We start from the raw sequence: 20,700 nt of genomic DNA on the forward strand, positions 1-20,700 counted from the left end.
GCCATGAGTTCCGCACTGTTCGTTCCCGAACTCGGTCACCTGGCGATGATCCTCGCCCTGTGCTTCGCCCTGGTCCAGGCCGTGGTGCCGCTGCTGGGGGCCTGGCGCGGTGATCGCCTGTGGATGAGCCTGGCCCAGCCGGCTGCCTGGGGCCAGTTCGCCTTCCTGGCGTTCGCCTTCGGCTGCCTGACCTACGCTTTCATGAGCGACGATTTCTCGGTGGCCTATGTCGCCAGCAACTCCAACAGCGCCTTGCCCTGGTACTACAAGTTCAGTGCCGTGTGGGGGGCTCACGAAGGCTCGCTGCTGCTCTGGGCACTGATCCTCGGTGGCTGGACCTTCGCCGTGTCGGTGTTCTCGCGCCAGTTGCCCCAGGTGATGCTGGCCCGGGTGCTGGCGGTGATGGGCATGATCAGCACCGGCTTCCTGCTGTTCCTGATCATGACCTCCAACCCGTTTTCGCGGATCCTGCCCCAGGTGCCGGCCGATGGTCGCGACCTCAACCCGCTGTTGCAGGACATTGGCCTGATCGTTCACCCGCCGATGCTCTACATGGGCTATGTGGGTTTTTCGGTGGCCTTCGCCTTCGCCATCGCCGCCTTGCTCGGCGGTCGCCTGGACGCCGCCTGGGCTCGCTGGTCGCGGCCCTGGACCATCGTGGCCTGGGCCTTCCTCGGCATCGGCATCACCCTGGGCTCCTGGTGGGCCTACTACGAACTGGGCTGGGGTGGCTGGTGGTTCTGGGACCCGGTGGAAAACGCCTCGTTCATGCCCTGGCTGGTGGGCACGGCGCTGATCCACTCCCTGGCGGTCACCGAAAAGCGCGGGGTGTTCAAGAGCTGGACCGTGCTGCTGGCGATTGCCGCCTTTTCCCTGAGCCTGCTGGGGACTTTCCTGGTGCGTTCCGGCGTCCTGACTTCGGTGCATGCCTTCGCTTCCGACCCTGAGCGCGGCGTGTTCATCCTGATTTTCCTGCTGTTCGTGGTGGGTGGTTCGCTGACCCTGTTCGCCCTGCGCGCGCCGGTGGTCAAGAGCCAGGTGGGCTTCAACCTCTGGTCGCGGGAAACCCTGCTGCTGGGCAACAACCTGGTGCTGGTGGTGGCGGCCTCGATGATTCTCCTCGGCACCCTGTACCCGCTGGTGCTGGACGCCCTGACCGGCGCCAAGCTGTCGGTAGGCCCGCCGTACTTCAACGCGCTGTTCATTCCGCTGATGGCCCTGCTGATGGTGGTGATGGCGGTGGGCGTGTTGGTGCGCTGGAAAGACACCCCGGTGAAATGGCTGGTGGGCATGCTCGGCCCGGTACTGCTGGGCAGCGTGGCCCTGGCCGTGGTTGCGGGCATCGCCTATGGCGACTTCAACTGGGCGGTGCTGGCGACCTTCCTGCTGGCGGCCTGGGTGCTGCTGGCCGGGGCTCGCGACATCGTCGACAAGACCCGGCACAAGGGCCTGATCAAGGGCCTGCCGAGCCTGACCCGCAGCTACTGGGGCATGCAGCTGGCGCACCTGGGCATCGCGGTCTGCGCCCTGGGCGTGGTGCTGTCGAGCCAGAACAGCGCCGAGCGCGATCTGCGCCTGGCGCCGGGCGAATCCATGGAACTGGCCGGCTATCACTTCATCTTCGAGGGCGCCAAGCACTTCGAAGGGCCGAACTTCACTTCCGACAAGGGCACCGTGCGTGTGGTGCGCAATGGCAAGGAAGTGGCGGTGCTGCACCCGGAGAAGCGCCTGTATACCGTGCAGAGTTCGATGATGACCGAGGCCGGGATCGATGCCGGCTTCACCCGCGACCTGTATGTGGCCCTTGGCGAGCCCCTGGGCGATGGCGCCTGGGCGGTGCGGGTACACGTCAAGCCGTTCGTGCGCTGGATCTGGTTCGGCGGCCTGCTCACCGGTTTCGGTGGCTTGCTGGCGGCCCTGGACCGGCGCTACCGGGTCAAGGTTAAAAGCCGCGTGCGCGAAGCGCTGGGCATGACAGGAGCTACGGCATGAGACGCTGGATGATGATGCTGCCCCTGGCGGTGTTCCTGGTGGTGGCGGTGTTCCTCTATCGCGGGTTGTACCTGGACCCGGCCGAACTGCCGTCGGCGATGATCGGCAAGCCGTTCCCGGAGTTCTCCCTGCCGTCGGTGCAGGGCGACAAGACCCTGACCCGCGCCGACCTGCTGGGCAAGCCGGCGCTGGTCAACGTCTGGGGCACCTGGTGCATTTCCTGCCGGGTCGAGCACCCGGTACTGAACAAGCTGGCCGAGAAGGGCGTGGTGATCTACGGCATCAACTACAAGGACGTCAACGCCGATGCCCTGAAGTGGCTGGCCGAATTCCACAATCCCTACCTGCTGGACGTGCGTGATGAGGAGGGCTCCCTGGGCCTGAACCTGGGCGTCTACGGCGCTCCGGAAACCTTTTTCATCGACGCCAAGGGCATCATCCGCGACAAGTACGTCGGGGTGATCGACGAAGTGGTGTGGCGCGAGCAACTGGCCGCCAAGTACCAGGCCCTGGTCGACGAGGCCAAGCCATGAAGCGCTGGTTAGCCGCCGCCATCCTGGGCCTGGGCATCGCCGGCATGGCCCATGCCGCCATCGACACCTACCAGTTCGCCAACGACACCGATCGCGAACGGTTCCACGAGCTGACCAAGGAACTGCGCTGCCCCAAGTGCCAGAACCAGGACATCGCCGATTCCAACGCGCCGATTGCTGCCGACCTGCGCAAAGAGATTTTCCGCATGCTCGGCGAGGGCAAGGACAACCAGCAGATCATCGACTTCATGGTCGATCGCTACGGTGACTTCGTGCGCTACCGGCCGGCCCTGACCGGCAAGACTGCCTTGCTCTGGTTCGGCCCCGCCGGGTTGCTGCTGGGCGGGCTGGTGATCATTGTCGTGATTGTCCGGCGTCGGCGCGTGCAGCGCAGCGACAGCCCGAACACGCTTTCCGTCGAAGAGCGTCAGCGCCTCGACCAACTGCTGGATAAAAACCACCCATGATTGATTTCTGGCTTGCGGCAGGCCTGCTGCTCCTGATTGCCCTGAGTTTCCTGTTGATCCCGGTATTGCGTGAGCGTCGCGCTCAGCGTGAAGAGGATCGTACCGCGCTGAACGTGGCGCTTTATGAAGAGCGCGTGGCCGAACTGCACAGCCAGCAGCAGGAAGGCGTGCTCAGTGCCGAACAGATGGACAGTGGCCGTGCCGAAGCCGCGCGCGAACTGCTGGCCGATACCGAAGGCAGCGCTAACGTGCGCACTTCGCGCCTGGGCAAGCCGCTGCCGTTGCTGGCCGCGCTGCTGGTGCCGGTACTGGGCCTGGGCCTGTACCTGCATTTTGGTGCCAGCGACAAGGTCGAGCTGACCCGGGAGTTCGCCCAGGCGCCACAGTCCATGGAGGAAATGACCCGGCGCCTGGAGCGTGCGGTAGCGGCCCAGCCGGATTCCGCCGAAGGCCTGTACTTCCTCGGCCGAACCTACATGGCCCAGGACCGGCCGGCGGACGCGGCGAAGATCTTCGAACGCACCGTGGCCCTGGCCGGGCGCCAGCCCGAGCTGCTGGGGCAATGGGCCCAGGCGCAGTACTTTGCCGACAACAAGCAATGGTCGGACAAGGTCCAGGGCCTGACCGACGAAGCCCTGAAAGCCGACCCCAATGAAGTCACCAGCCTCGGGCTGCTGGGGATCGCCGCCTTCGAAGGCGGGCGTTTTCAGGAAGCCATCGACTACTGGAAGCGCCTGCAGGCGCAACTGCCGCCGGACGACAACTCCCGCGCCGCGTTGCAGGGCGGTATCGACCGCGCCAGCGAGAAGCTGGTGGCCAGTGGCGGCAAGGTTGCCAGCGAACCTGCGGCCAAGGCTCAGGCCAAGGGCGCGGTGCTCAAGGTCAGGGTCGACTTGGCGGCCGAGCTCAAGGCCAAGGTCCAGCCGGGCGACAGCGTGTTCATCTTCGCTCGCGCCACCCAGGGCCCACCCGCGCCGCTGGCGGCCAAGCGCCTGACCGTGGCCGACTTGCCGGTCACGGTCGAGCTGGCGGATGCCGACGCGATGATGCCGCAGTTGAAACTGTCGAACTTCCCTGAAGTCCAACTGGTTGCGCGCGTGTCCCGCGCCGGCCAGCCGACGGCCGGCGAGTGGGTCGGGCGCAGCCAGCCTCTGGCCAGCAGCACCACCGCTGCCCAGCAGCTGACCATCGACAGCCCGGATCAATAATCAGAGAAGCCGCCATGACCGCCATCGCTCGTATCACCCTGTTATCACTGGTCCTGGGGTTGAGCGCATGTACGGTCCATCGGCCGGTGCCCACCAGCTCCGAGCCGATCCCGCCGGCAGGGCCGAGCACACGCCCGGCCCCGTCCACGGCGCCGGGTACGCCCAGCGCGCCGATCCCCGCCGCCAAGCCCCTGCCACGCACCTCCGCCAGCTTCGCGCCGCCACCGGGCGGGCACAGCCATTGGGATGCGCGGTTGGGGGTCTATGTGCTGGATGACCAGAGCAACACCTTCTACCGCCAGCGCACCTACTACCGCTGGAACAATGGCTGGAGCCGCTCCATCAGCCCTGACGGGCCCTGGGAAGACACCGATATCCATGGTGTGCCCGCCGGGCTTGGTCGCCAGTTCCAGTAACCCTGTCCGATAAGCGCAGGGGCGCAGGCCAGAGCCTGCGCCCGGGCTGGATTATTTAAGCCTCGGGATGCCTGGCCGATACAGCGGGGTGTTCCCGAGTATCAGCCGTTGAGCGCCCGATGAAGAATGACCTGAACAAACCCTATTTCACGCCGATGGTGTTCTGGCTTGCGCTGATCTGTGTGCTGTTGCTGGTGTATGGCTTTGGCCCGACCGAGGTGCCGGAGCTGATCTACCTGTCGCTGGAGCCGGTGTGCCTGCTGCTGGCATTCGTCTTCATGTACTACTTCTTCTGCTGGAGCCTGATCTCGGTCTTTCGCTTGGGCGAGATCGGCTGGAAGCGCGTGGACTACGCCTGGCTGCTGCTGGCGTCCCTGGCCCTGATCAGCGCCACCCAGGCGGTGCGCGTGGACTGGTTCCAGACCGACTACCAATTGGCGCAGCAGGCCCAGGCCGGGCTGCAGCGGCGTGTGGCCACGGAGATTGAGGACATGCTGGGCGCGGAGCACTGCAAGGCGGCCATCGCTCGCTACGAGCCCCAGGATGCGGCCCAGGTCAGCAGCCTGTGCGAGCGTTTTGCAGCGCTGGAGCGCACCGCGGACGGGCGCCTTTCGGTCTTGGCAGAGGTCAAGGTGCAGCAGGCGCTGGAGGATATCCGCGGCGAATACACGGCGGCTCCCATCCGCCAATGGCTGCAGGGCTTGAGTGAAAGCATCAAGGAACTGGAGCAGCAGCGGGCCGAGGTGCGGCGCCTGTACGGGTTGGTAACGGTCAGCGCTACCGAGAGGCTCTACAGCTACTTCGTGCCCTTGCTGCTGGTGATCGCCCTGGCATTGCGCGCCTCCAAGGTCACCGGCGAAGTGCTGCTCAAGGCACCACGGCGGCGCAAGCTGTGGCTGATCATCAACCGCCGCGTGATCATCGATGGCCTGGGTTTTGCCCGTGGCGCCCGGGCTCGGCTGGATGAAGCCCTGGGCAATTGGCGGGTAGCCCGTTGGGGCGTGGTGCACCTGGGCTGCGACTTCATCGGCGCCCCCGGCCCCCAGGACACCCCGGTCCCGGTCACCCCGGGCTTCTATGAAAGTGAATTCCAATTGGCCAGCCTGGCCGACTTCGACAGCAGCGAGTTCGTCGAATGGGCCGCGACCCAGACCATCGACACTCTGTACCTGGTGGGGGAAACCGATGCCGGCCTGATCGGGCGCCTGCGGCTCTGGGGGGCGGCGGCCAATATCGAAGTCCTGGTGCGCGAACGCATCTGAGGCGCTCGCTCCTGTTCAGCTTGCCTGCCCGGGCAACTCCGGGCAGGGGCAAGGGCGCCGCGCCTTTTCCTCAGGCCCGGGCCGGGCGGCGGTTGTCCCGCACCAGCAGGAAACGCATCAAGGCCAGCAGCGGGAAGGCGCTGCCCACCAGCACGATGCCCAGCCAGCCGCCATGCTCGTACACCGCACTGGCAATCGAGGAGCCAAAGGCCCCGCCGATGAAGATGCTGGTCATGTACAGCGCATTCAGGCGGCTGCGGCTGTGGGCGTCGAGGGCGTACACGGCGCGCTGGCCGAGCACCATATTCATCTGCACGCAGAAATCCAGGACCACCCCGGTCACGGCCATGCCGATCACGCTGTAGGCCGGATGCACCAGGCTGGGGATGAAGCTTAGGGCCGCCAGCAGCATGGCCAGCAGTGAGGCGATGCGGGTATGGCCGGCATCTGCCAGGCGCCCGCTGATGGGCGCGGCGATGGCGCCGATGGCGCCCACCAGGGCAAAGATCGCGATCTGGCTTTGGCTCAGGCCGTGCTGGCGCGCCAGCTCCAGCGGTGCGGCGGTCCAGAACAGGCTGAAGGTGGCGAACAGGCAACCCTGGTAGAAGGCGCGCTGGCGCAGTACCGGTTGCTGGCGCAGCAAGTTGCCTAGGGAATGCAGCAGTTGGCCATAGGTGGCGCTGTGGGCCGGCTGGCGCTTGGGAATGGTGAGCATCAGCACCAGGCTGATGGCTGCCATCAGCAGCGCCGCGGCGATGAACATCGCCCGCCAGCCGAAGTGGTCGGCCACCACGCTGGACACCGGCCGGGCCAGGAGAATCCCCAGTAGCAGGCCGCCCATGATCCCGCCCACCACCCGGCCCCGGGTTTCCTCGGGGGCCAGGTGCGCGGCCAGGGGAATCAGGATCTGCACCGACACCGAACTGAAGCCGATCAACAGCGACACCAGGAGAAAGGCATTGGGCTGCTGGATAAAGGCCGCGCCCAGCAGGCTGGCAATCGCCACCAGGGTGGTGCAGATCATCAGCCGGCGGTTTTCCAGCAAATCGCCCAGGGGCACCAGGAAGAACAGGCCCAGGGCGTAGCCGATCTGGGTCAGCGACACGATCAGGCTGGCCAGGGCGCTGGACAGGCCGAGATCCGGGGCAATCAGCTCGATGATCGGTTGTGCGTAGTAGATGTTGGCGACTATGGCCCCGCAGCAGAAGGCGAACAGCAGCACCATGCCTCGGGTCATTGTCGCGCTGCCGGTGGGCAGAGCCTGGGTCGTGGAATTCATTGGCGATCTCTGGGGCAAGCGCAAGGAGCGAGGTCGGCAAGACCCCGTGGCAAAGCGATGGAGCGGGCCGGGTGGCAAAGGTCAGCGATCGAATGATGAAGGCCCGTTGAGTACCGGGGCGTGTCGCTGTCGAGGGGCGATGATACATTTACTTACATCCTGTTCGATAGCATGCTCATGCTCCCCCGGGGCCTTGCAGTCGACTGACGGGCTCTGTGCACCCATTGCCTTGAGGAATCCGTTCCATGAATCGGTCTTTGCCTGGTTTGTTGTGCAACCTTCAATGCCTGGCCCTGGCGTTCCTGCTGGGCAGCACCACGGCCCTGGCCCAGGATGCGCCGGGCATGCGCATTGGCGTACGCGGGGAAATCACCGGGGTCGGCGGCGACGTGGTGCGGGTGCACGTCAACAGTGGGGAGAATGTCAGCGTCGAGCTGACGCCCCAGACCCAGGTGCGTGCCGTGACCCTGGCCAATATCGAGGACATCAAGCCCGGCAGCTATATCGGCTCGGCGGCCATGCCCATGGCCGACGGCACCCTCAAGGCGCTGGAAGTGCATGTGTTTCCACCGCAGTTGGCCGGTACGGGTGATGGCCACCGGCCTTTCGACCTGGCCAAGGGCAGCAGCATGACCAACGGCAGCGTCGGCGACCTGGTGGTGAGCAACGGCCGCACCCTGACCGTCAACTACAAGGGCGGCCAGCAGAAGATCCTGGTGCCGGACGATGTGCCCATCGTCAACCTGACTCCCGGCGACCGCAGCCTGCTCAAGGTCGGGGTCAAGGTGGTGATGTTCGTTACCCAGAGCGATGACGGCAAACTCACCGCGCAGTCGATCTCCGCCGGCAAGGATGGGGTCGCGCCGCCGATGTAGGCCGCTGCTGCACGGGGTTGCCACCAGGCGGGCGGGGGCTTGCATTGCCAAATGTTGCTGCGCGCGGGTTGCAGTGGAAGTCGGCAAAGGCTTGGTTTACGGTTTCCGGTCGTTCAATGCGCCGGGAGTGCCTTATGGAAAAGTCGACGTTCAACCCAGCCAGTGTGTTCAATTCCTTGCAATACGGTTTCAGCCAGGCGGTGGAGGTGCGCGGTGGGCGGCGCCTGCTGCTTTCCGGCCAGGTGGGTGTGGATGAGCAGGAGCGCACCGTGGGCCCGGGCCTGCGGGAGCAGACCGAGCAGGCCTTCGACAATATCGCCCGGGTCCTGGCCGAGGCGGGTGGCCGGCTGGCGGATGTGGCGATGCTGCGGATCTACATCGCCGAAGCGGCCCGCAACCAGCAGGAGCACATCAGCGCAGTCTTGCTCGAACGCTTTGCCAGCCAGCCGCCGGCGTCTTCGTGGATCATCGTCAGCGGGCTGTCGCTGCCAGAGTGGCTGATCGAAGTCGAGGCGGAGGCGGTGCTGGAGGAGCGCCATCAGGTCGCCGAAGCGGCGCTGTTCACTCCGGCGCGAGCCCTCTGAGCGCCATGCCTGGGGCATAAAAAAAGCGACCCCGGAGGTCGCTTTTTTCATTCACCCGTTAGGGGTCACTTGGCGTTGGTGTAGATCTGGTCGAAGATCCCGCCGTCGTTGAAGTGGGTCTTCTGCACGCTGCGCCAGTCGCCGAAGGTCTTCTCCACCGAGAGGAAGTCGACTTTCGGGAAGCGATCGGTGTACTTGGCCAGCACTTTCGGGTCCCGTGGGCGCAGGTAGTTGTTGGCGGCGATTTCCTGGCCTTCCGGCGACCACAGGTACTTGAGGTACTCCTCGGCGGCGGCGCGGGTGCCTTTCTTCTCTACCACCTTGTCCACCACCGATACCGGCGGCTCGGCTTCGGCGGACACGCTCGGGTAGATCACCTCGAACTGGTCGCGACCGAATTCGCGGGCGATCATCTCCGCTTCGTTCTCGAAGGTCACCAGCACGTCGCCGATCTGGTTGGTCATGAAGGTGGTGGTGGCGGCGCGGCCACCGGTGTCGAGCACCGGCGCCTGCTTGAACAGCTTGCCGACGAAGTCCTTGGCCTTGTTCTCATCGCCGCCGTTCTTGAGCACATAGCCCCAGGCCGAGAGGTAGGTGTAGCGGCCGTTACCCGAGGTCTTGGGGTTGGGCACTATCACCTGCACGCCGTCCTTGAGCAGGTCCGGCCAGTCCTTCAGGGCCTTGGGGTTGCCCTTGCGCACGATGAACACGGTGGCCGAGGTGAACGGCGCGCTGTTGTTCGGCAGGCGGGTCACCCAGTTGTCCGGCACCAGCTTGCCGTTGTCCGCCAGGGCGTTGATGTCGGTGGCCATGTTCATGGTGATGACATCCGCCGGCAGGCCGTCGATTACCGAGCGCGCCTGTTTGCTGGAGCCGCCGAAGGACATCTGCAGGGTGATGTTCTCGTTGTGCTCGGCTTTCCAGTGTTTCTGGAAGGCGGCGTTGTAGTCCTTGTAGAAGTCGCGCATCACGTCGTAGGAAACGTTGAGCAGGGTCGGTGCGGCCTGGGCGACGCTGCCCAGGGCCAGGCCGGCGGCCAGTAGCGAGGCGCTGAAGAGTTTTTTCACTGCACATTCCTTTTGTTCGAGAGTGAAGGCAATTTGCCGCCGACTATAGCCGGGGCGCTATATCTCTTTAAAGATTAAAAAGTACTTTGCTTATTCCAGTTTCCTGAATAGCGCATTGCCGCAGCGGGAACAGAAGGCCGCGGCGGGTTCGTGGGTGTTCTTGCGGCACACCGGGCAGTCGTGCTTGAGCTGCTCGCCGCGCATGGCGCTGGCCAGTTCCGCGGTGAAGATCCCGGTGGGCACGGCGATGATCGAGTAACCGGTGATCATCACCATGGACGAGATCACCTGGCCGATCACGGTCTTGGGCACGATGTCGCCGTAGCCCACGGTGGTCAGGGTGACGATGGCCCAGTAGATGCCCTTGGGAATGCTGGTGAAACCGTGCTCCGGGCCTTCGACCACGTACATCAGGGTGCCGAACACCGTGACCAGGGTGCAGACGCTGAGCAGGAACACCAGGATCTTCTGCTTGCTGCCGCGCAGGGCGTCCAGCAGGTAGTGGGCCTGCTTGAGGTAGGGCGCCAGCTTGAGCACGCGAAAGATCCGCAGCATGCGGATGATGCGGATGATCAGCAGGTATTGGGCGTCGCTGTAATACAGGGCGAGGATCCCCGGAACGATCGCCAGCAGGTCCACCAGGCCATAGAAGCTGAAGGCATAGCGCAGCGGCCGGGGGGAGCAGTACAGGCGCAGCCCGTACTCGATGGCGAAGATCAGGGTGAAACCCCATTCGATGTAGGCCAGGACGTTGGCGTAGTTGCGATGGACCTCGTCGATGCTGTCGAGGATCACGATCACCAGGCTGGCGAGGATGATCAGCAGCAGGGTGCTGTCAAAGCGCCTCCCCGCCACCGTATCGGTCTGGAAGATCATTACGTAGAGGCGCTGCCGCCAGTTGTCGCTGTTGCCCATGGAAATCGCCTGAATCGAAAGTCAGCGAAGCCTAGGGGGATTTGCCGGGGGAGCGCAAGGCGCGTCGCCCCGCACGTTGCGGCCCAGCACCCGGTCGACGGTGTGCACCAGCCAGCAGGCCAGGACAAAGGGTGCGGTCAGGGGCGCAAGACCCAGGGCGACCAGCCCCGGGCTGATCAGCAGTGCCAGCAGCATCCCCAGCAGCGGCCGCCAGGGGTGCCGGGCCTGCTGGCCCAGGGCCAGGGCGACCAGGGCGCAGTTGTAGCCGCCCAGGCCCTGCAGGGCCTGGGCATGCTCTTGCAGCAGCAGGGCAAAGAGCAGGCCGCAGGCGGAGCCGAACAGGGCCCAGGCTGCCGCGCGGCGGCTGGCCAGCAGCAGGCCGAGCAGAATCAGCAGGCCGGCCAGGGGCTGGCCGAGGAACATGATCTGTCCCAGGCCCTGGAACAGCCCACCCAGCAGGTTCGCCAGGGACAGCCCGGGCACGCCCTGGGTGGCCGCGGGCAGCGGCTCGATCAGGCTCAGCAGCAGCCAGCCCAGGCCGACGAAGGGCGCGGTGTAGGCCGGCAGGCTGGCGGGGTTGCGGGCACGTTTGAGCCATTGCTGGGTAATGATCGCGCTGAGGCCGCCGGCGGCGATGATCAGCGGCGGCAGCAATACCGACCAGGGCAGGTACAGGCCCAGCAGCAGGCCCAGCAATACGCCGTTGTAGCTGAACAGCCCGGCCTGGCGGTCGGCCTTGGCGTACCCCCGGCGTTGCGCGGTCAGCAGCCCGGCCAGGGCACCCAGCAGGGCAGCGCCGAGCAGTGCCGGGGCACTGACCAGGATCGCCAGCAGGCACAGCAGGCCGCACAGCGGATGGCGCTGGAGAAAGATCTGACTGAAGCCGTTAAGCAGGGCAGTGGCCCAGTCGGGGCAGAAGGCATTGAAAGACTGTGAAGGCATGATGCAAATCAGTGGGGCGGCCCCTGGGCGAGGGTTGCGCCGACCGCCCAGGCCTCCTCTGCGGGAGGCTCTGGCCGGTCAGCGGCGCCATGGGCTGCGGGTCAGAGAAGGGTTTCGACGCGCAACGAATTGGTGGTGCCCGGCTGGCCGAACGGCACACCGGTGGTGATCACCACGGTGTCGCCGCGCTTGGCCAGGCCCTGGGCCTGGGCGATTTCCAGGGCCGTGGCACACACCTCGTCGACCTGGCGCAGCCGGTCGTTGACCACCGAATGCACGCCCCAGGCCACTGTCAGGCGGCGAGCAGTGGCAAGGTTCGGCGTCAGGTTGAGGATCGGCACCGAAGGCCGCTCGCGGGCGGCGCGCAGGGTCGAACTGCCGGATTCGCTGTAGTTCACCAGCACCGCCACCGGCAGGATGCTGCACACCCGGCGGATCGCACAGCTGATGGCGTCCGAGACCGTGGCCTCGGCCTGGGGCCGGCTGACGTCCAGTTGGGTCTGGTAGTCCGGGCCGGTTTCCACCTGGCGGATGATCTTGCTCATCATCTGTACGGCCTCCAGCGGGTATTCGCCGGAAGCGGTTTCCGCCGACAGCATCACGGCGTCCGCACCCTCGGCCACTGCGTTGGCGACGTCGGTGACCTCGGCCCGGGTCGGCGCAGGGGAGAAACGCATGGATTCGAGCATTTGGGTGGCCACCACCACCGGCTTGCCCAGCTGGCGGCAGGTGCTGATGATGTTTTTCTGGATCTGCGGCACGCTTTCTGCGGGCACTTCCACCCCCAGGTCGCCCCTGGCCACCATGATCGCGTCGCTCAGCTCGGCGATTTCCCGCAGTTGGGTGACGGCCGAAGGCTTCTCGATCTTGGCCATCAGGTAGGCCTTGTCGCCGATCAGCGCACGGGCTTCACGGATGTCTTCCGGGCGCTGCACGAAGGACAGGGCCACCCAGTCCACCCCCAGTTCCAGGCCGAAGCTCAGGTCGCGACGGTCCTTGGCCGTCAGCGGGCTGAGGTCGAGCACCGCCTGGGGCACGTTGACCCCCTTGCGGTCCGACAGCTCACCGCCATTGAGCACGGTGGTCTCGATGGCATCGGCCTGCTTGGCGATCACCCGCAGGCGCAGCTTGCCGTCGTCCAGCAGCAGGTCCATGCCCGGCTCCAGGGCGGCGATGATCTCCGGGTGCGGCAGGCTGACCCGCTGGGCGTTGCCCGGGGTCGCGTCGAGGTCCAGGCGCAGGGCCTGGCCGCGCACCAGTTGCACCTTGCCCTCGGCGAAGGTGCCGACCCGCAGCTTCGGCCCTTGCAGGTCCATGAGGATGCCCAGGGGGTAGTTCAGTTCGCGCTCTACCTGGCGGATCCACTCGTAGCGCTGGGCGTGGTCGGCATGGGCGCCGTGGCTGAAGTTGAGCCGGAAGATGTTCACCCCGGCTTGTACCAGCTCACGGATGTCCTCGATGCCGTCGATGGCCGGGCCCAGGGTGGCGAGGATTTTGACCTTCTTGTCAGGCGTCATGTTTGGGGTTCTCGAGAATCAGGATGGCGCGGAAGTCGTTGACGTTGGTGCGGGTCGGCTCGGTGACGATCAGGTCCCCCAGCGCCGCGAAGTAGCCATAGCCGTTGTTGTTGTCCAGCTCGTCGCTGGCGCTCAGGCCCAGGGCCGCGGCGCGGGCGTAGCTGTCCGGGGTCATGATGGCCCCGGCATTGTCCTCGGAACCGTCGATGCCGTCAGTGTCGCCGGCCAGGGCATAGATGCCCGGGTAGCCCTTGAGGCTGTCGGTGAGGCTCAGGAGGAACTCCGCGTTGCGCCCGCCACGGCCATTGCCGCGCACGGTGACCGTGGTTTCACCGCCGGAGAGGATCACGCAGGGCGCCGCCAGGGGCTGGCCGTGCAGGGCGACCTGGCGGGCGATGCCGGCGTGGACCTTGGCCACCTCCCGGGATTCGCCCTCCAGGTCGCCGAGGATCAGTGGGCTGAAGCCGGCCTGGCGAGCCTTCACGGCCGCCGCCTCAAGGGACTGCTGGGGCCGGGCGATCAGCTGGAAGTGGCTGCGCGCCAGGCACGGGTCACCGGGCTTGACGGTTTCCGACTCGGGGCTCTGCAGCCAGCTGCGGACCGCGGCCGGTACGTCGATGCCATAGCGCTTGAGAATCGCCAGGGCCTCGGCCGAGGTGCTGGGGTCGGCCACGGTGGGGCCGGAGGCGATGACCGTGGCCAGGTCGCCGGGTACATCGGAAATCGCATAGGTGTAGACCGTGGCCGGCCAGCAGGCCTTGGCCAGGCGTCCACCCTTGATCGCCGAGAGGTGCTTGCGCACGCAGTTCATCTCGCCGATGGTGGCGCCGGATTTGAGCAGGGCCTTGTTGATGGCCTGCTTGTCCGCCAGGGTGATGCCGGCGGCTGGCAGGGCCAGCAGCGCCGAACCGCCACCGGACAGCAGGAAGATCACCCGATCCTGTTCCGACAGGTTGCTGACCAGTTCCAGCACGCGCTTGGCCACGGCCAGGCCGGCGGCGTCGGGCACCGGGTGGGCGGCTTCGACCACTTCGATCTTGGTGCAGGGGGCGCCGTGGCCGTAGCGGGTGACCACCAGCCCGGAGACTTCGCCCTGCCAGCTGCGCTCGACCACCTGGGCCATGGCCGCGGCGGCCTTGCCGGCGCCGATGACGATGACGCGGCCGCTGCGGTCGCTGGGGAGATGGGCTTGCAGAACCTGTTGCGGGTGGGCGGCGTCGATGGCTGTGGCGAACAGCTCACGGAGGAATTTTTGCGGATCGACCGACATGGCGGGCTCCCGGATTTCTTGTTATGGGGGCTTGAAACGGGTGTAGCCGCCACCTCAGGCGGCGGCAAGGTCAGCAGGGCCTGTCCCTGGCCCGCCGTGAGGCGTTTCCTGCGAACCTTGGCGCAGCCTGCGGCAGCGGCTACGGATGCTGCTTATTTCTTCTCGCGGATCGAGAAGTTGGCCATGTGTTCCAGGCCCTTGATCAGGGCCGAGTGGTCCCAGTTGGCGCCACCGATGGCGGTGCAGGTGCTGAACACTTGCTGGGTGTTGGCGGTGTTGGGCAGGTTGATGCCCAGCTCGCGGGCACCGCTCAGGGCCAGGTTCAGGTCCTTCTGGTGCAGGTTGATGCGGAAGCCCGGGTCGAAGGTGCCCTTGATCATCCGCTCGCCGTGCACTTCGAGGATCTTCGAGGAAGCGAAGCCACCCATCAGTGCTTCACGCACCTTGGCCGGGTCGGCGCCGTTCTTCGAGGCGAACAGCAGGGCTTCGGCCACGGCCTGGATGTTCAGGGCGACGATGATCTGGTTGGCCACCTTGGCAGTCTGGCCGTCACCGTTGCCACCCACCAGGGTGATGTTCTTGCCCATGCTCTGGAACAGCGGCAGGGCACGTGCGAAGGCCTGGCTGTCGCCACCGACCATGATGCTCAGGGTGGCGGCCTTGGCCCCGACTTCACCGCCGGACACCGGGGCGTCCAGGTACTGGGCGCCGGTTTCGTTGATCTTGGCGGCGAAGGCCTTGGTAGCGGTGGGCGAGATCGAGCTCATGTCGATGACGATCTTGCCCTTGCCGATCCCGGCGGCCACGCCGTCGGCGCGCAGCAGCACGTCTTCGACCTGGGGAGTATCGGGGACCATGATGATGACGAACTCGGCTTCCTGGGCTACGTCCCGGGGCGAGGCCAGGGCGATGGCGCCGGCGGCGATCAGGTCGGCCGGAGCCTTGCCGTGGTGTTCCGAGAGCAGCAGGCTGTGACCGGCCTTCTGCAGGTTGGCGGCCATTGGGTGGCCCATGATGCCGGTGCCGATAAATCCGATTTTAGCCATGATAAAAATCCTCTATTCAACGGGACCTTGTGGGCGCTGGCTGGCCAGCGAAGGCGGTCTTGCGGGCCTCTTCGCCGGCAAGCCGGCTCCTACGCAGGTACAGGTTCAGATTGCGTTGTGGGTTTTCAGCCAGCCAAGGCCGGCTTCAGTGGTGGTCAGCGGCTTGTACTCGCAACCGACCCAGCCCTGGTAGCCGATGCGGTCCAGGTGCTCGAAGAGGAAGCGGTAGTTGATCTCGCCGGTGCCCGGCTCGTTGCGCCCGGGGTTGTCCGCCAGCTGGATGTGGTTGATCTGGCCCAGGTGGTTGGCCATGGTCCGCGCCAGGTCTCCCTCCATGATCTGCATGTGGTAGATGTCGTACTGCAGGTACAGGTTGTCGCTGCCCACCTGCTCGCGAATCGACAGCGCCTGGGCGGTATTGTTGAGGTAGAAGCCGGGAATGTCGCGGGTGTTGATGGCTTCCATCACCAGCTTGATGCCCACTGCCTGGAGCTTGTCGGCGGCGTACTTGAGGTTGGCGACCAAGGTCTTTTCCACCAGGGCTTCATCGGCGCCCTGTGGGCGGATGCCTGCCAGGCAGTTGATCTGGGTATTGCCCAGGACCTGGGCGTAGGCAATGGCCAGGTCGACCCCGGCGCGGAACTCCTCGACCCGGTCGGGCAGGCAGGCGATACCGCGTTCACCCTTGGCCCAGTCGCCGGCCGGCAGGTTGAACAGCACCTGGCTCAGGCCGTGGGCGTCAAGTTGCGCCTTGATTTCGGCAGAGCTGAATTCGTAGGGGAACAGATATTCGACTCCGCTGAAGCCGGCATCGGCGGCCGCCTTGAAGCGGGCGAGGAAGTCCTGTTCGGTGAACAGCATGGACAGGTTGGCAGCAAAGCGCGGCATGGTGGTCTCCTGTGGTTCGGTCAAGCCTGGGGCTGGCGCCAGGGGGCGGGCGGCCCGGGCGCAACCTCTGGCGGGAGGTGGCGCGCGGGGCCCGGCCGGTGCCAGCGGCCAGGGGTATCAGTCGAGCAGGGAAATCGCGGTAGGGGCGTCGTTGCCCACCAGCGCCAGGTCTTCGAACTCGTTGACCGCGTTGATTTCGGTGCCCATGGAAATGTTGGTCACGCGCTCCAGGATGATTTCCACCACCACCGGCACCTTGAAGGTCTGGAGCATTTCCTGGGCCTGGCGCAGGGCCGGCTGGATGTCCTTGGGTTCGAACACCCGCAGGGCCTTGCAACCCAGGCCTTCGGCAACGGCCACGTGGTCGACGCCATAGCCGTTGAGTTCCGGCGCGTTGAGGTTGTCGAAGGACAGCTGCACGCAGTAGTCCATGTCGAAACCGCGCTGGGCCTGGCGGATCAGCCCCAGGTAGGAGTTGTTCACCACCACGTGGATGTACGGCAGGTTGAACTGCGCGCCCACCGCCAGTTCTTCGATCATGAACTGGAAGTCGTAGTCGCCGGACAGCGCCACCACCTGGCGGTTCGGGTCGGCCTTGACCACGCCCAGGGCAGCGGGGATGGTCCAGCCCAACGGGCCGGCCTGGCCGCAGTTGATCCAGTGGCGTGGCTTGTAGACGTGGAGGAACTGCGCGCCGGCAATCTGCGACAGGCCGATGGTGCTGACGTAGCAGGTGTCCTTGCCGAATACCTGGTTCATTTCTTCGTACACGCGTTGCGGCTTGACCGGCACGTTGTCGAAGTGGGTCTTGCGGTGCAGGCTGGCCTTGCGCTGCTGGCAATCATGCAGCCAGGCGCTGCGATCCTTGAGCTTGCCGGCGGTTTGCCATTCGCGGGCCACCTCCAGCAATACGGTCAGGGCGCTGCCAGCATCGGAAACGATGCCCAGGTCCGGGGTGAAGACGCGGCCGATCTGGGTCGGTTCGATGTCCACGTGGATGAACTTGCGGCCTTCGGTGTAGACGTCCACCGAACCGGTGTGGCGGTTGGCCCAGCGGTTGCCGATGCCCAGCACGGTGTCGGACTTGAGCAGGGTGGCATTGCCGTAGCGATGGGAGGTCTGCAGGCCGACCATGCCCACCATCTGTGGGTGATCGTCAGGGATGGTGCCCCAGCCCATCAGGGTCGGGATCACCGGAATGCCGGTCAGTTCGGCGAACTCCACCAGCAGCTCGCTGGCGTCGGCGTTGATCACGCCGCCACCGGCCACCAGCAATGGACGTTCGGCCTGGTCCAGCAGGGCCAGAACCTTTTCCGCCTGCAGGCGGGTCGCCGCCGGCTTGGCCAGGGGCAGGGGCTGGTAGGCGTCGATGTCGAATTCGATTTCCGCCATCTGCACGTCGAACGGCAGGTCGATCAGTACCGGGCCGGGACGGCCGGAGCGCATTTCATAAAAGGCTTTCTGGAAGGCGTAGGGCACCTGGCCCGGTTCCAGCACGGTGGTGGCCCACTTGGTCACCGGCTTGACGATGCTGGTGATGTCCACGGCCTGGAAGTCTTCCTTGTGCAGGCGGGCGCGGGGGGCCTGACCGGTGATGCAGAGAATCGGAATGGAGTCGGCCGAGGCGCTGTACAGGCCGGTGACCATGTCGGTGCCGGCGGGGCCCGAAGTACCGATGCATACGCCGATGTTACCGGCCTTAGTGCGGGTGTAGCCCTCGGCCATGTGCGAGGCGCCTTCGACGTGGCGAGCGAGCACGTGATCGATGCCACCGACCTTCTGCAGCGCGGAATACAGCGGGTTGATGGCGGCACCCGGGATGCCAAAAGCGGTATCGACCCCTTCGCGGCGCATCACCAGAACGGCGGCTTCGATTGCTCTCATTTTGCTCATGGTTTTGTGCCTCTTGCGTTTTGTAATTGTATACAAGTGGTTTTGCGCAAAGTGTATTCACGGCGGATGGCGCAGGTCAATCCATTTTCTTGAGCGGCAGTGGCTTTCATCAAAGCCCCGATAAACCGGCGTCCTTTTGTCGCAGGGGCTGCCTTTCGCGAATTATTGTATACAAAAAATAAATTCATTGTGTTCTATTTGTTGTATCGGACTTCTCCTACAAGAAGCTTCCCCAGGCTTTCTCAATAACAAGATAAGGACGGCACCCATGAGCGCTTTAACCTTGAAAGTCGCAGTCAACCTGGCCAACCAGGCCATCAACGCGGGGCGCAAGATCAATGCGGCGCCGCTGACCATCGCGGTGCTGGATGCCGGCGGGCACCTGGTGACCCTGCAACGGGAGGACGGCGCCAGCCTGCTGCGCCCGCAGATCGCCATCGGCAAGGCCTGGGGGGCGGTGGCCCTGGGCAAGGGTTCGCGCCTGCTGGCCCTGGACGCGCAGCAGCGCCCGGCCTTCATCGGCGCATTGAACGGTCTGGGGCAGGGCAGCGTGGTACCTGCGCCGGGCGGGGTGTTGATTCGGGATCAGGCGGGGGCAGTGATTGGGGCGATCGGCATCAGTGGCGATACCTCGGACATCGATGAGCAGTGCGCCATCAGCGCGATCGAAGCCCAGGGCCTGGCGGCGGACGCTGGCGTCAGCGCGTAGCCCTCGACCTCGCGGGCCCGGCCTGTAGCCGCTGCCGAGCCCGCGAGGCTGCGAAAAGCCGCGCAGGATCTTGATTGAAACTATTGCGCCCTTGCGGGCCGGGAAACAAACCGGAAAGTACCGAAACGCTATCAGCGATCCAGTTCACAGCCCTTGAGCACCAGACGGATGATGGTCTGCGCCGCAGCTTCGTAGTCGTCTTCGTCGAGCTTGGTCTTGCCGGTGACCACCGAGATCTGCCAGTCGAAGTCGGCGTAGGTCTGGGTCGCGGCCCAGATGCTGAACATCAGGTGGTTGGGGTCGAGCGGGGCGATCAGGCCGCGATCGATCCAGGTCTGGATGCACTCGATGTTGTGCTTGGCCTGGGCGTTGAGCTGTTCCACCTGCTCCGGGCTCAGGTGCGGCGCGCCATGCATGATCTCGCTGGCAAAGACCTTGGAAGCGAAGGGCAGGTCGCGGGAGATGCGGATCTTCGAGCGGATGTAGCCGCTGAGCACTTCGCTGGGCACGCCATCGGCATTGAACGGGGTGGAGGCCTGGAGGATGGGTTCGATGATGCTTTCCAGCACCTCGCGATAGAGGTTTTCCTTGGACTTGAAGTAGTAGTAGACGTTGGGTTTGGGCAACCCGGCCTTGGCGGCGATGTCGCTGGTCTTGGTCGCCGCAAAGCCCTTGTCGGCAAACTCTTCACTGGCGGCCCGCAGGATCAGTTCTTTATTGCGCTCGCGGATGGTGCTCATAAACCAGGGGATTCCTTGCCTGTTCGGGCGGTTGCGCATGGTAGCACCGGCGTTGCGCGGGGCTCAAGAATGCCCGTTGGCCGCGGTTTTACTGCTTCTGGCATCTCGCTTGTGCTGCCAGCGGCACGGTATGCTGCGCGCCTTATTTCCATGCAGGGAAGCCAGGTTCATGGCCGGAAGCAGTTTGCTGGTATTGATCGATGACATCGCCGCGGTACTCGATGACGTGGCCTTGATGACCAAGATGGCGGCGAAGAAGACCGCCGGTGTGCTGGGCGACGACCTCGCGCTCAATGCCCAGCAGGTCTCCGGGGTCCGCGCCGAGCGGGAAATCCCGGTGGTCTGGGCGGTGGCCAAGGGGTCGTTTCGCAACAAGCTGATCCTGGTGCCGGCGGCGCTGGCCATCAGCGCCCTGGCGCCGTGGCTGGTGACCCCGCTGCTGATGCTGGGTGGCGCCTACCTGTGTTTCGAGGGCTTCGAGAAGCTGGCGCACAAATACCTGCACCACGCCGAAGTGGCGGCCGAACATACCCAGACCCTGCAAGCCCTGGCCGACCCCCAGGTGGATCTGGTGGCTTTCGAGAAGGACAAGATCAAGGGTGCGGTGCGCACCGATTTCATCCTTTCCGCGGAAATCATCGCCATCACCCTGGGCACCGTGGCCGGGGCCTCCCTGACCCAGCAGGTGGTGGTGCTCTCGGGTATCGCCATTGTCATGACCGTCGGCGTCTACGGCCTGGTGGCCGGCATCGTCAAGCTCGATGACCTGGGGCTGTGGCTGGTGCACAAGCCCGCTGCCCTGGCCAAACGCATCGGTGGGGCGATCCTGCGGGCAGCGCCGCTGATGATGAAGAGCCTGTCGGTGATCGGTACGGCGGCGATGTTCATGGTCGGCGGCGGCATCCTGACCCACGGTGTGCCCGCCGTGCACCACCTGATAGAAGGGCTGGCCGAGCGCAGCGCCGGGGTCATAGGCCCGGTATCGGCGTTGATGCCGACCCTGCTCAATGCCGTGGCCGGGATCATTGCCGGTGCCGTGGTGCTGCTGGCAGTCACCCTGGCGGGCAAGGCCTGGCGCGCACTGCGCGGCTGACGGG

20 protein-coding genes are annotated in these 20,700 nt (G+C 65.4%); 10 read left to right on the forward strand and 10 right to left on the reverse strand.

Annotated elements, in window-relative coordinates; genetic code table 11:
* Nucleotides 1-3 precede the first annotated feature (3 nt).
* From KI242_RS08795 to KI242_RS08820, 6 genes are all read left to right on the forward strand, one after another.
* Nucleotides 4-1,992 (forward strand): heme lyase CcmF/NrfE family subunit, encoded by a 1,989-nt coding sequence (locus KI242_RS08795; protein ID WP_011060020.1) that lies wholly within the window; start codon nt 4-6, stop codon nt 1,990-1,992.
* Complete coding sequence (locus tag KI242_RS08800) at nt 1,989-2,525, forward strand: DsbE family thiol:disulfide interchange protein (protein WP_011060021.1); 537 nt, start codon at nt 1,989-1,991, stop codon at nt 2,523-2,525. The genes KI242_RS08795 and KI242_RS08800 overlap by 4 nt, the downstream gene beginning before the upstream one ends.
* Nucleotides 2,522-2,992 carry a cytochrome c-type biogenesis protein gene (locus KI242_RS08805; protein WP_011060022.1) on the forward strand — a complete coding sequence of 157 codons (471 nt, stop codon included), beginning with the start codon at nt 2,522-2,524 and terminating at the stop codon, nt 2,990-2,992. Before KI242_RS08800 ends, KI242_RS08805 begins: the two co-directional genes overlap by 4 nt.
* Complete coding sequence (gene ccmI / locus KI242_RS08810; protein WP_212806059.1) at nt 2,989-4,200, forward strand: c-type cytochrome biogenesis protein CcmI; 1,212 nt, start codon at nt 2,989-2,991, stop codon at nt 4,198-4,200. The genes KI242_RS08805 and ccmI overlap by 4 nt, the downstream gene beginning before the upstream one ends.
* Before the next feature lie 14 nt (nt 4,201-4,214).
* Complete coding sequence (locus KI242_RS08815) at nt 4,215-4,616, forward strand: hypothetical protein (RefSeq protein WP_011060023.1); 402 nt, start codon at nt 4,215-4,217, stop codon at nt 4,614-4,616.
* Nucleotides 4,617-4,735: 119 nt separating this feature from the next.
* Nucleotides 4,736-5,878 (forward strand): hypothetical protein, encoded by a 1,143-nt coding sequence (locus KI242_RS08820; protein WP_212806060.1) that lies wholly within the window; start codon nt 4,736-4,738, stop codon nt 5,876-5,878.
* A gap of 70 nt (nt 5,879-5,948) precedes the next feature.
* On the opposite strand, the gene KI242_RS08825 is transcribed toward KI242_RS08820, so the two are convergent.
* The gene (locus KI242_RS08825) at nt 5,949-7,157 is read right to left on the reverse strand and encodes an MFS transporter (protein WP_041116710.1); all 1,209 of its coding nucleotides are present in this window, start codon (nt 7,155-7,157) and stop codon (nt 5,949-5,951) included.
* A gap of 245 nt (nt 7,158-7,402) precedes the next feature.
* Between KI242_RS08825 and KI242_RS08830 the strand changes: the two genes are divergently transcribed.
* Nucleotides 7,403-8,032 (forward strand): hypothetical protein, encoded by a 630-nt coding sequence (locus KI242_RS08830; RefSeq protein ID WP_011060026.1) that lies wholly within the window; start codon nt 7,403-7,405, stop codon nt 8,030-8,032.
* A gap of 134 nt (nt 8,033-8,166) precedes the next feature.
* Complete coding sequence (locus tag KI242_RS08835; protein WP_077933594.1) at nt 8,167-8,616, forward strand: Rid family hydrolase; 450 nt, start codon at nt 8,167-8,169, stop codon at nt 8,614-8,616.
* Between the two features lie 65 nt (nt 8,617-8,681).
* On the opposite strand, the gene KI242_RS08840 is transcribed toward KI242_RS08835, so the two are convergent.
* The 8 genes from KI242_RS08840 to gcl all read right to left on the reverse strand — a co-directional run bounded on the left by KI242_RS08840 (nt 8,682) and on the right by gcl (nt 18,154).
* Nucleotides 8,682-9,683 carry a sulfate ABC transporter substrate-binding protein gene (locus KI242_RS08840; protein ID WP_011060028.1) on the reverse strand — a complete coding sequence of 334 codons (1,002 nt, stop codon included), beginning with the start codon at nt 9,681-9,683 and terminating at the stop codon, nt 8,682-8,684.
* Between the two features lie 90 nt (nt 9,684-9,773).
* Nucleotides 9,774-10,598, reverse strand: coding sequence for an ion transporter (locus KI242_RS08845; protein WP_015634655.1), 825 nt, complete (start codon nt 10,596-10,598; stop codon nt 9,774-9,776).
* Between the two features lie 21 nt (nt 10,599-10,619).
* Nucleotides 10,620-11,540 carry an urea transporter gene (locus KI242_RS08850; protein WP_053149783.1) on the reverse strand — a complete coding sequence of 307 codons (921 nt, stop codon included), beginning with the start codon at nt 11,538-11,540 and terminating at the stop codon, nt 10,620-10,622.
* Nucleotides 11,541-11,641: 101 nt separating this feature from the next.
* Entirely contained in the window at nt 11,642-13,057 is a 1,416-nt protein-coding gene (gene pyk, locus KI242_RS08855; RefSeq protein WP_053149785.1) for a pyruvate kinase, read from the reverse strand.
* Nucleotides 13,047-14,327: a glycerate kinase gene (locus tag KI242_RS08860; protein ID WP_011060032.1), complete on the reverse strand. Its 1,281-nt coding sequence runs from the start codon at nt 14,325-14,327 to the stop codon at nt 13,047-13,049. Before KI242_RS08860 ends, pyk begins: the two co-directional genes overlap by 11 nt.
* 152 nt (nt 14,328-14,479) lie before the next feature.
* Nucleotides 14,480-15,373, reverse strand: coding sequence for a 2-hydroxy-3-oxopropionate reductase (locus KI242_RS08865; protein WP_053156968.1), 894 nt, complete (start codon nt 15,371-15,373; stop codon nt 14,480-14,482).
* A gap of 105 nt (nt 15,374-15,478) precedes the next feature.
* Complete coding sequence (gene hyi, locus KI242_RS08870; protein WP_011060034.1) at nt 15,479-16,261, reverse strand: hydroxypyruvate isomerase; 783 nt, start codon at nt 16,259-16,261, stop codon at nt 15,479-15,481.
* A gap of 117 nt (nt 16,262-16,378) precedes the next feature.
* The gene (gene gcl / locus KI242_RS08875) at nt 16,379-18,154 is read right to left on the reverse strand and encodes a glyoxylate carboligase (RefSeq protein WP_015634658.1); all 1,776 of its coding nucleotides are present in this window, start codon (nt 18,152-18,154) and stop codon (nt 16,379-16,381) included.
* Between the two features lie 268 nt (nt 18,155-18,422).
* Here gcl and KI242_RS08880 point away from each other — a divergent pair, with 268 nt between their 5' ends.
* Nucleotides 18,423-18,863, forward strand: coding sequence for a heme-binding protein (locus KI242_RS08880; protein WP_011060036.1), 441 nt, complete (start codon nt 18,423-18,425; stop codon nt 18,861-18,863).
* 131 nt (nt 18,864-18,994) lie between these two features.
* Here KI242_RS08880 and KI242_RS08885 read toward each other — a convergent pair whose 3' ends face one another.
* On the reverse strand, nt 18,995-19,603 hold the full coding sequence (locus KI242_RS08885) for a TetR/AcrR family transcriptional regulator (protein ID WP_011060037.1): 609 nt from the start codon (nt 19,601-19,603) through the stop codon (nt 18,995-18,997).
* A gap of 169 nt (nt 19,604-19,772) precedes the next feature.
* Between KI242_RS08885 and KI242_RS08890 the strand changes: the two genes are divergently transcribed.
* Nucleotides 19,773-20,696, forward strand: a complete 924-nt coding sequence (locus KI242_RS08890) for a DUF808 domain-containing protein (RefSeq protein WP_011060038.1) — start codon at nt 19,773-19,775, stop codon at nt 20,694-20,696.
* The last annotated feature ends 4 nt before the right edge of the window (nt 20,697-20,700 follow it).

Source organism: Pseudomonas sp. Eqa60, from assembly GCF_018326405.1.
Classification (GTDB): domain Bacteria; phylum Pseudomonadota; class Gammaproteobacteria; order Pseudomonadales; family Pseudomonadaceae; genus Aquipseudomonas; species Aquipseudomonas protegens.